The organism is Luteibacter sp. P4_D7_3 (assembly GCF_056401735.1).
The window spans coordinates 1-2,786 of the sequence record NZ_JBFUIT010000419.1 but is presented as its reverse complement, the minus strand read 5'-3'; the positions used below and the strand labels follow the sequence as shown (position 1 = coordinate 2,786).

At 60.1% G+C, this 2,786-nt stretch carries 3 protein-coding genes; all 3 read right to left on the bottom strand.

Annotated elements, in window-relative coordinates; genetic code table 11:
* The coding region (locus AC1DSN_RS20910) for a type IV secretory system conjugative DNA transfer family protein (protein WP_477332637.1) at positions 1-1,506 on the bottom strand (1,506 nt) is incomplete at its 3' end.
* A 102-nt stretch (positions 1,507-1,608) separates the two neighbouring features.
* Entirely contained in the window at positions 1,609-1,896 is a 288-nt protein-coding gene (locus AC1DSN_RS20905) for a hypothetical protein (protein ID WP_477296923.1), read from the bottom strand.
* A 558-nt stretch (positions 1,897-2,454) separates the two neighbouring features.
* Positions 2,455-2,786 (bottom strand): tyrosinase family protein (locus AC1DSN_RS20900; protein WP_477332635.1); only part of this gene is annotated, 332 nt, incomplete at its 5' end.

Here is a 2,786-nt window from a genome sequence, read left to right as displayed (position 1 = left end):
CCTATGTTCCTTGCGCACCGTCTTGAAGCCGAGCATCTCGCTGTACTGGTTGGCGTCGCTCTGCTCACGCGGCGCAAAGACGATCTGCGCACCGTGGTTGGTGATGAAGTTCTCGGCATCGTGGTCGCCGTAGGCGGCACGCAGCTGGGCACGGCTCTGTACGATGCATAGGTCGCGCACGCCGTAACTGGCGGAGATGGAGATACGCTTGGCCCAGACGTCCACGCGACCCATGGCCGTGAACTCGTCCATGAGCATCAACATCTGGTACTTGAGGTCGGGCTCTTCGCCGAGCTGCTTGCCGAGGTTATTGCCGATTACCGTACTGAAGAAGATGTTCAGCAGCTTGCCACTTTCATCCAGCTTGTTCGTTGGGATGATGACGTAGAGCGTGGTCAGCTTCTTCCGCAGGCTGGTGACATCGATGTCACTGGCGTTGGTCGCTGCGGCAAGGATGGGACTGAGGAATTGCTGCAGCGGCGCCTGCATGGAAGCGATGACCGACGAGAACGTCTGCTCGGCCAGGCCCGCCAGGTTGCCGAACACCGTTCGGGTCTGCGGTGTAATAAAGACGAACGTCGGGTCTTTGAGGACGGCATCGAGGAATTCCTTCGTTCCGTCCATGTCTTCCCCGCTGGAGAGGCGAAGGACGCGCTCGAAGCTCGGATAATCCGGAGACGCGTTGATATCCGGGGCGTCCTGTGCGCCCGCGATGCAGCGCGCCACCTTGTCGTCCCATCGTTCGAAGAGGAAGGACGCAAAGGCAGTAAACGCCGCACGACTCTGCGACGTCCAGAACGGATCGCCGCCCGGCTGGTCGGGATACAGAATGGCGGAGATGGTCTGGATCTCGCCAATGCGCTTCTCGGGTCTCATACCGGCGAGCGTCGTCATCGGGTTGAACCGATGCGTATTCCCGTTCTCCTCGTACGGTGCCCACACGCGAATGTCGTGGCCAAGCGCCTCACGCCAGCCACTCGTCGCCTTGTGGAGCTCGCCCTTGAGGTCGAGCACGACCATCGACTCTTCGTACGACAGCAGCACCGGGATCGCGACGCTGGTGGTTTTACCGGACCGCGTAGGGCTGATGGTGATGACGTGCTGCGCGCCGCCCAGCCACAGGTAGCGTCCCTTGTACTTGCCCATGAGGATGCTCTGCGACGTTTGCTTGAGCAGCCCCGCCTTCTTGAGGTCGGAAAGCTTGGCGAAACGCGCCTCGCCATGCATTGACTCGGGCCTGGCGCGTAACACCGGAATCAGCAGGCATAGCCAAGCCAGCAAAGGCGCACCGAAGCCGAAGGCACCGCATAGTTTTATCTTCGTGACGTACGGTGCGACTTGAGGAAGCTCCAGCGCTCTGAAGTACTCCCAGTACGTCGTCGCCCCGAGCGGTACCTGCTTGAGTCCAAGGACCCAAAGCGTCAGAAACCCCGCCAGATACTCGCCACCCACCAGACCGAGCAGCCCGAGGACTAGCACGGTGATTGCCTTGATCTTGCCGCTCATGCGCTTGCCGTCCGCCACCGTAACGTTGATTTATAAGCATGATTCAAGTGACAAACGAATGAGAGGGCCAAGCTCGTATTGAGCGCACTTTTCCGATTTCTTCTATTCGCCCCGCCCTCGGTTCTCACGCGCTGCCGCTCGCTCCCACGACATCCGCGCATGCGCGTCCGCCGTGCATTGCAGGCCCATGCGTGTCATCGCAGCGATGCTTTCAAGACCGATGGCCACGCGGCCGCAGTCGACGGCGTCCGATTCGTGGATGAGTTCTGCAAGCAGCTGCGTGAGACCTCGAGCGTATTGCAGCCACTCGGTCGCTTCGTTCAGCAGATCGTGAGGATTGGCGTAGGCATCGGCCCGACAATTCGTGCAGTTTTTGCGTGATGCGTTCATCGTGTTCTTCCTCTGAAGGGCCACGCGCGCCCGGAGGTGCGGCACGTCACGCACAGCGCAACGTGCCGCGGGTGGATACGGACTCGCGGGTTCATCGGCTGCCCGTGACCGGGCGCCGGGTGGCGTTATTGATGAAGTGGAGTGCAGCGTCAGCCTTGGTCGCTGACCCACGCGGCTACGCGCCGGATAGGACGGCCAAGAAAAACCTCATGAAAAGCGACTGCCGCTGCGGTTCGTCAACCGTGTCTGCGATGTAAGCGGACGTCCCGGTAACCGGTGGGTGTGTCGCCGAGGGGATTCGGCGGGCGAGCGACTGCCGTATGATGTGACGTAGTCAAATCAGCTCCAGAACAGTTGGTTTGATCAGCGGCCCGGGAGTGTTGATGCACTCTCGGGCCGCGCTTCTCACCGCATTGCGCGATGGTTGCCTGCGACGTGTTTTCGAATCGACAACGCAGGCAACGATGCGACCGTATCAAATCAACTTACGGTTGTCTGTAGTCGCCCCTCGACTTCTCTGAATCAGCGTATACGTAGCGACCTTCGTCGAGCTCACAATCAGGCGTATTGGTAGCAAACCACATCGGGTTGCGGCGCCTCCGGGTGAATTTTCAACCAGTCACCGAAGAGCTTGTCGATGCAGCAAGCCACCAGCCAGAAGAGTGGATCGTTGGGCGACAGGCCCGTACTTATGTCGCCTCCTACTCCTGCGAACACCCTTGGCACTACGCTATCCATCAGTCCCGCAGTAAGAGAATCGATGGTCTGGCTCTGTTGAAGAACTGCGGCCACCTCTTCCGGCGAAGTCCAAGGCGCGATCCTGTCGCCGTCATTGAACGCACGACGCAGAAAATGCCGCAAGGGCACGAGATCCAGTAGTCCCGGGTAAC